At 67.1% G+C, this 6,475-nt stretch carries 6 protein-coding genes; 3 read left to right on the top strand and 3 right to left on the bottom strand.

Annotated features, from left to right (window positions below):
- Positions 1-163 precede the first annotated feature (163 nt).
- Positions 164-1,699 carry an MDR family MFS transporter gene (locus tag VSR34_RS24510; RefSeq protein ID WP_342963776.1) on the bottom strand — a complete coding sequence of 512 codons (1,536 nt, stop codon included), beginning with the start codon at positions 1,697-1,699 and terminating at the stop codon, positions 164-166.
- A 95-nt stretch (positions 1,700-1,794) separates the two neighbouring features.
- Between VSR34_RS24510 and VSR34_RS24505 the strand changes: the two genes are divergently transcribed.
- From VSR34_RS24505 to VSR34_RS24495, 3 genes are all read left to right on the top strand, one after another.
- The gene (locus tag VSR34_RS24505; RefSeq protein WP_042291056.1) at positions 1,795-2,508 is read left to right on the top strand and encodes a TetR/AcrR family transcriptional regulator; all 714 of its coding nucleotides are present in this window, start codon (positions 1,795-1,797) and stop codon (positions 2,506-2,508) included.
- A gap of 186 nt (positions 2,509-2,694) precedes the next feature.
- Positions 2,695-4,221 carry a deoxyribodipyrimidine photo-lyase gene (locus VSR34_RS24500; RefSeq protein WP_342963777.1) on the top strand — a complete coding sequence of 509 codons (1,527 nt, stop codon included), beginning with the start codon at positions 2,695-2,697 and terminating at the stop codon, positions 4,219-4,221.
- A gap of 284 nt (positions 4,222-4,505) precedes the next feature.
- A complete protein-coding gene (locus VSR34_RS24495; protein WP_342963775.1) occupies positions 4,506-4,916 on the top strand; it encodes a response regulator in 411 nt (136 codons plus the stop codon).
- A gap of 122 nt (positions 4,917-5,038) precedes the next feature.
- Here the strand turns inward: VSR34_RS24495 and VSR34_RS24490 are convergent, their stop codons facing one another.
- Both VSR34_RS24490 and VSR34_RS24485 read right to left on the bottom strand, forming a co-directional pair.
- Positions 5,039-5,650 carry a Fur family transcriptional regulator gene (locus VSR34_RS24490; RefSeq protein ID WP_028214507.1) on the bottom strand — a complete coding sequence of 204 codons (612 nt, stop codon included), beginning with the start codon at positions 5,648-5,650 and terminating at the stop codon, positions 5,039-5,041.
- 57 nt (positions 5,651-5,707) lie between these two features.
- On the bottom strand, positions 5,708-6,334 hold the full coding sequence (locus tag VSR34_RS24485) for a glutathione S-transferase (protein ID WP_028214508.1): 627 nt from the start codon (positions 6,332-6,334) through the stop codon (positions 5,708-5,710).
- Between the last annotated feature and the right edge of the window lie 141 nt (positions 6,335-6,475).

The raw sequence follows: 6,475 nt of genomic DNA, 5'->3' as shown, positions 1-6,475 counted from the left end.
GAGGTGAATGGTGGCAGGCATTGGCGGTGTGAGCGGCTTTCTTTTGCCTACTTTTCTTTGCCGCGGCAAAGAAAAGTAGGTGCCGCCCCGCACAGGGGCAACGCCTGCATACCGACGCGAACACAAGGAAGGGCAAAAAAAGCGAAAAGGGCGCGCCCAGCCCTCACTGCTGCTTACGCAACGGCACATCCCGCAACAGCAAAGCAAGCGCGAACGAGAAGACCACGACAACCGCGGCCGAGAGATAAACCGTGTGCAGCGCGCCGGCGAACGCATCGAGATATTGCGCGTGGAGGGCGGGCGGCAGATGGCGGATCACCTCGGGCGTGAGCGGCTGCGGCAACTCGACACCGTCAGCCAGCACCTTTTCGAGCCGCGCGTGCAACCCATGCGAGAACACCGCGCCGAACGCGGCCACGCCCACCGAGCCGCCAATCGAGCGGAACAGCGTCGCGCCCGAAGTGGCCACGCCCATGTGCCGGAATTCCACCGCGTTTTGCACAGCGAGAATCAGCACCTGCATCACCATGCCCAGACCGCAGCCGAGCAGCCCCATGTAGAGATACATGAGGTGAACCGGCGTGTCGATCTGCAGGCGCGCGAGCAGCATCATCGCCACGGCCACGAGCGCCGTGCCCACGATGGGAAAGATGCGGTACTTGCCGATCGTGCTGATGATGCGCCCCGTAATGATCGACATCACGAGCACGCCACCCATCATCGGCAGCATCTGCATGCCGGCCTGCGAGGGCGTGGAGCCCTTCACGACCTGCAGATAAAGCGGCAGGAACGTGACCGAGCCGAACAGCGAGACGCCCACGATGAAGCCGATCAGGCTCGCGAGCACGAAGGTGCGCTCGCGAAAGAGCCCGAGCGGCATGATGGGCTCGGCCGCATGCTTTTCCTCGTGGATGAAGCCCGCCACGGACACCATGCCGAGCAGCAGCGTGAGCCAGAGGGTGGGCGACGTCCACGGCAGGAGCGAGCCGCCCTCGCTCGTGAAGAGAATCAGACAGGTGAGGGCGGCGGCGAGCCAGCCCGCGCCCATGTAGTCGATCACGTGCTTCACGTGTGCGGCGTGGGGCTTGAACACCGCGCCGATCACCACGAGCGCGATCGCGCCGAGCGGCAGGTTGATGTAGAAGATCCAGCGCCACGACAGATGCTCGACGAGAAAGCCGCCGAGCAGCGGTCCGATCACGGTGGCGATGCCGAACACGCCGCCGAACATCCCCTGGTACTTGCCGCGCTGCGCGGGCGGAATGACGTCGCCGATGGCGGCCATCGTGACGACCATCAGCCCGCCGCCGCCAATGCCCTGCAAGGCGCGCAGCACGATGAGCTGCTCCATGTTCTGCGCCACGCCGCACAGCGCCGAGCCGATCAGGAAGATCACGATGGCGGCCTGCAGGACGATCTTGCGGCCGAACAGGTCGCCGAACTTGCCATAAAGCGGTACGACGATCGTCGAGGTGAGCAGGTAGGCCGTGACGACCCACGAGAGCCGGTCGAGCCCGCCCAGCTCGCCGACGATGGTGGGCAGCGCCGTCGAGACGATGGTCTGATCGAGCGCGGCCAGCAGCATGACGAGCAGCAGCGCCGGAAACAGCAGCCGGATGGGAGGGTGGCCGAGCGCTTGGCCAGCGGGGGCCGAGGGCGTCGGCGGGGTTCCGGCGGGATGCTTCGTGCTGGAGTCCATCGCGTGCATGGTCTTGAAATTAATTAATGTGGCGATTAATATTAGGGTAATTATCCCAGTCGGTCAAAATTCAAATCGTTACAAGATAAAACAGCATGAAAGCGCCAGAACCTTCCCGGGACCGCGCTGCCGGTGCGCCCGATCCGGCGCCCGCGCGCGGTCCGGGCCGCCCGAGTGGCAGCCCGGGCGGCGCGGAGCAGCGCACACGGCTCATCGAGGCCGCGCTCGCGCTATTCGCGCGTCACGGCATCCTCGATACGTCGCTTGCCGCCATTGCTCGCGAGGCGGGCGTCACACCCGCCATGGTCCACTACTACTTCAAGACGCGCGACCAGCTAATCGACGTGCTCATCGACGAGCGCTTCGTCCCGTTGCGCGAGGGACTCGGTGACATCTTCGTGGAGCATCGCGACGATCCGGTGGCCGCGCTCACCGCGCTCGCGCAGCGCTTCGTCGCGGTGGGGCAGCGCTATCCGTGGTTTCCGCCGCTGTGGGTGCGCGACGTCATCAGCGAGGGCGGCGTGCTGCGCCAGCGCATGCTCGAGCGGGTTGGCCGCGAGCACCAGGAAAAGGCGCACACGGCGATTGCCCGCTGGCAGCGCGAGGGACGGCTCAATGCGGCGCTCGAACCTTCGCTGCTGTTCCAGTCGCTGATGGGCCTGACGCTGCTCCCGCTCGCCACCAGCCAGATGTGGCGCGGCGATGCGGAGAAACCGTGCGTCGGCGTCGAGGACATCGCGCGCCATGCGGTCGCGCTCATCACGCAAGGCGTGGGGCCGGGGCCCGTCGCCCGCATCGATCGGGGCTGATCGCGGCGCCGCGCCGCGCAGGCGCTGAGTTGGCGCATTTTGTCCCTTTTTGGTCCCTTTTTTATCCCGTTTCGCGGGCACGCGGCGCCGTGTTACGCTGCGTGGCTTCGCGCAACGGCCGGTGTGCCGTGCCCGCGAAACGCACCGCAATGTGCGGCACAAAACGTCTTCCGGTCGAGGTCCGGTCTGCCTTCTTCTTCCGCCCATTCCAGGATAGCGCCAGCCATCGTCTGGTTTCGCGACGATCTCCGCCTCGCCGACCACCCCGCGCTCGCGGGCGCCGCGGCGAGCGGTCTTCCGCTGATCTGCGTCTGGATCCATGATCCGCGCGCCTGCGGCGAGCGCCCGGAGGGCGGCGCGGCGCGCTGGTGGCGTCACGAGTCGCTGCGCGCGCTCGAGGCAGCGCTGGCGGCACGCGGCGGGCAACTGCTCCTGCTCCAGGGCGACGAAGCGGCGACGCTCGACGCCCTCGTTACCGAATCCGGCGCCCAGGCCGTGTACTGGAACCGGCGCTACGGTGCGGCGCAACGCGAGGCCGATGGCAAGCTGAAGACCGCGTTGCGCGAGCGCGGCGTGAGCGTCGAGAGCTTCAACGGCCGGTTGCTCAGCGAGCCCTGGACCGTGCTCAACCAGTCAGGCGAGCCGTTTCGCGTTTTCAGCGCCTACTGGCGCGCCTGCCTGCGCATGGGCGACCCACCGCCGCCCGAGGGCGTGCCGGAACGGCTGATTTTTCAACCGCTACCCGCAAGTCTTACCCAGCGCGCATCGAAGCTCGACGATCTGGGCCTCGCGCCCCGCTCGCCCGACTGGTCGGGCGGTTTGCGCCACGCGTGGCCCGCGGGCGAGAAGGCCGCGCTTGCGCGCCTGCGCGCGTTCCTCGCCACCGATCTTGACGCCTATGCCGGCGAGCGCGACCAACCCGGCGAAACGGCGACGAGCCGCCTCTCGCCGTATCTGGCTGTCGGCGCGATCTCGCCGCGCCAGGTGTGGGCGGCGCTCAAGGCGGCGCAGCACGCGCCTGGCGGCGGGGCGGCGCGTCGCGCCGCGAGCGCGGAAAAGTTCGCGAGCGAGCTCGGTTGGCGGGAGTTCAGCCATTACCAGCGCTTTCACTACGCCGATCTGGCAACCCAGAACCTGCGTCCGGCTTTCGACGCCATGCCGTGGCGCAACGACACGGCGGCCTTGCGGGCGTGGCAGCGCGGGTTGTCCGGCTATCCGCTCGTCGACGCGGGCATGCGCGAGCTCTGGCAGACGGGCTGGATGCACAACCGCGTGCGCATGGTCGTCGCGTCGTTCCTCACGAAGCATCTGCTGATTGACTGGCGCGCGGGCGAATCCTGGTTCTGGGACACGCTCGTCGACGCGGACCCCGCGAGCAATCCGGCCAACTGGCAGTGGGTGGCCGGCTCGGGCGTGGACGCCGCGCCCTGGTTCCGCATCTTCAATCCAGTGATGCAGGGTCAGAAGTTCGACACGCTCGGCGCGTACGTGCGGCAATGGGTACCCGAGCTGGCGGGCCTGCCCGATGCGCTCGTGCACCAGCCGTGGAAGGCGAGCGCCCAGCAACTCGAAGCGGCAGGTGTGCGCCTCGGCAAGCATTATCCGCAACCGCTCGTGGAACATGAACTGGCGCGCCAGCGCGCACTCGAAGCCTATGCGCAAACGGGCGGGGCGAAGCGTCTCGCGGCTTCTAAACAGGGCGGCAACGCGTGAACGCGACTTTCATCGCGCTGTCTTGTGACACCGCTATCGTGCGCCGCGGATCGCCGTGCGCCGCGCACTGGAACTGACGGCATCAGGATTGCTCTATCAAGACGGCCCGCGTTGCGGTGCGCCCGGTTCATATCGGGCTCGCAATCCTTCCGAGGAAGCGAACGGGCAGGACGCTAGAGCAAGAAAGTAATCAGCCTGGACAGGCCCCAGCGAGGCGCAGTTGGCCACGCAGCGACTCACGCGGTAATGGGCCTGACAGACAGAAAGGCATGTAAGCAAAGACAATGAATGCAGTACACAAGCTCGACCGGACGACTATCGTTCTTGTCGAAGACGATCCGCACAGCCGGGCGTCACTGACCTCGCTACTGGAGGCGGAGGGCGCGCACGTCGTCGCGGTCGAAGACGCCGAAACGGGCGTGGAAGCGGCCCTGAGCCTGCACCCCGACGCCGTGGTTTGCGACCTCGACCTGCCGGCGATGGACGGCTTCTACCTGATCCAGCGCTTGCGCGACTACGAGATTCGCGGCGATCACGCACCGACCGTCGCCGTCGCGCTCACCGGCCATACCGACGAGAGCTGGCGTTTGCGCAGCATCGGCGAAGGCTTCCAGCACTTCATGACCAAGCCGGCCCGCCCCGAGGAACTCGTGGCGCTCCTGAGCGGCGCGATCGACGCGCGCCAGTCGCTGTGACGCAGCGCGCGTAGCTGGCGCTGCGAGAGGCGGGAAACGTGCGGGTGACGAGGCGCCGCGAACGCGGCGCTGCTTCCTGATGCCCGCGCGGCGCGGCGGGCTAAGCAGGGTTTGCTGATGCTTCAGGAGTGCGCGGCGGCTTCGGGCGCCGCGGCCGTGCCGGCTTGCCCGCCTGGGGCGGCCTGGTTGGCCTGGTTTGCCTGGCATTGCGCGCAGAGGCCCTTGAGTTCGATGCCGTCCCCGGCGAGCCGGTAGCCCGCCGCCTCGATCTGTGCAACGAGCGCTTGCCGCAGCTTGGGCTCGTGCAGCTCGGTGACGTTGCCGCACTGCTGGCACACGACGAGAATGCCGTGCTGGCACTGCGTGAGATCGTGACAGACGGCGAACGCGTTGATCGACTCGATGCGGTGAATGAGCCCCGCCGAAAGCAGGAAATCGAGCGCGCGGTAGACCGTGGGCGGCGCCGAGCCCGGATGGATCTGGCGCATTTCGTCGAGCAGCGAATACGCCTTGGTCGCGCGGCCCGACGCGAGCAGCAACTCCAGCACCTTGCGGCGGATCGGCGTGAGCTTTTCGCCGCGGGCGCGGCAATAGGCTTCGGCCATCGCGAGCGCGGACTCGAGCGACGCGCCCTGGGCGCCGTCGTGCGAGTGTGCGTGGCCGTGATCGTGCGCGTGGTCGTGCGCTTCGCCGTGCAAGGCCGTGGCGTCCAGGGACGGTTTTGCTGTCTTCATGCGTGCGATTATACGGGGCGCGCCGGCGGGCCGCCCGCGGCCCGAATCAGTCGTCGCTCAGGTGAGCGGCACGCCGATGTACTTGCGAAAGCCCTGGCGCTGCGCGATGCGCTGATACCAGCGCTCGAGATTCGGCAGCGGCTCGCGCTCCACGCCTTCGAGGCCGAACCAGCGGCGTGCGTACGCGCCGAGTACGATGTCGGCGAGCGAAAAGCGCTCGTTTTCGATGAAGAAGCGGCCGCGCAGATGGTGGTCGAGCAGCTTCCAGAGCTGGCTCAGCTGCTCAAAAGCGGCGGAGATCTGCGCGCTGTCGCGCTGTTCCGGCGGCGTGCGCACGAGGCCGATGAAAACCGGGCGCTCGGTGGGCGCGAGCGTGCTCGTCGACCAGTCGAGCCAGCGGTCGATCGAGGCGCGCACCTTCGGATCGGTGGGGTACAGCACACTCGACGGGCCATACTCCATCGCCAGATAGCGCAGAATCGCGTTCGATTCCCACAGCACGAAGTTGCCGTCCACGATCGTGGGAATCTTGCCGTTCGGATTCAGGGCGAGGTAGGAAGGCTCGTCGAGATGGCCGAACTGGCCGCCGGCGTCGACGCGCTGGAACGGCAGCACGAGCTCATCGCAACACCACAGGACTTTCTGGACATTCACCGAATTGGCGCGTCCCCAGATCGTGATCATCCGGCGTTTACTCCTTGCAAGGTAATAGGGTCAAGCGTGGCGCAGCCCGCCACGATACACGATTCTCGCGCGGTATTTTTGAGCGCCCCGCTTTTCGTAGAATAGGCGCTGCATTGCGCCCGGAGTTCCATCGCCTTGCCC

The organism is Paraburkholderia sp. JHI2823, from assembly GCF_038900695.1.
In the GTDB taxonomy this organism is placed as follows: Bacteria; Pseudomonadota; Gammaproteobacteria; order Burkholderiales; family Burkholderiaceae; genus Paraburkholderia; species Paraburkholderia mimosarum.
This window is presented reverse-complemented; position numbering and strand designations above follow the sequence as displayed.

What these genes read in the sequence shown, in the direction of transcription:
- VSR34_RS24490 (WP_028214507.1), bottom strand. Translation starts at nt 5,650, where the DNA reads ATGAAGACAGCAAAACCGTCCCTGGACGCCACGGCCTTGCACGGCGAA.
- VSR34_RS24505 (WP_042291056.1), top strand. Translation starts at nt 1,795, where the DNA reads ATGAAAGCGCCAGAACCTTCCCGGGACCGCGCTGCCGGTGCGCCCGAT.
- VSR34_RS24510 (WP_342963776.1), bottom strand. Translation starts at nt 1,699, where the DNA reads ATGGACTCCAGCACGAAGCATCCCGCCGGAACCCCGCCGACGCCCTCG.
- VSR34_RS24485 (WP_028214508.1), bottom strand. Translation starts at nt 6,334, where the DNA reads ATGATCACGATCTGGGGACGCGCCAATTCGGTGAATGTCCAGAAAGTC.
- VSR34_RS24495 (WP_342963775.1), top strand. Translation starts at nt 4,506, where the DNA reads ATGAATGCAGTACACAAGCTCGACCGGACGACTATCGTTCTTGTCGAA.